Raw genomic sequence first — 491 nt, forward strand, 5'->3', positions numbered from 1 at the left:
CGGGCAGTTGGGTGATGGTAGACTCTGACATGTGGCATATCCTTTTCTCGGCTGAGAATTGACGGCGTCTGAACTCCGCCATGATATGCCGCCCCTCAGGGCATCACCAACTTTCGCGCGTTTCTCCGCCTGAAGGACTGGCGCCGTGTCGCCACGCGCTACGACAGGTGCCCGAAGGTCTTCCTGTCCGCCATTGCCCTCGCCGCAACTGTTTTGTTCTGGTTGTAAATTAATGAGTCTGGAGCCTAAAGCGTTTCTGTTTTAACCTGAAACATATCCGGCGGCCTTGAAGTAGTTCCAGCATTCTTGAGGTTCGTATAGATCGCAGATTTTTCCGATGGCGTCGAACACGTCGATGAATGTCCTAGAGAGGTGGTCCTAGATTTTAGACCAGTTTTCCGCCGAGCCAAGCTATAGCATTGGGTTCATGTCAGGCGGCGACTTTCAGGTGTTGATTGTGGGTATCATAAGCCTCACCGGGCGTCAGCAGC

Annotated in this window: 1 pseudogene; it reads left to right on the forward strand. The window is 53.2% G+C overall.

From position 1 onward, the window contains the following. Positions 1 to 120 precede the first annotated feature (120 nt). Positions 121 to 228, forward strand: a pseudogene (locus tag BV911_RS19435) (IS5/IS1182 family transposase); the annotation flags it as partial. Between the last annotated feature and the right edge of the window lie 263 nt (positions 229 to 491).

Source organism: Pseudoruegeria sp. SK021, from assembly GCF_002119405.1.
Taxonomy (GTDB): Bacteria; Pseudomonadota; Alphaproteobacteria; order Rhodobacterales; family Rhodobacteraceae; genus Meridianimarinicoccus.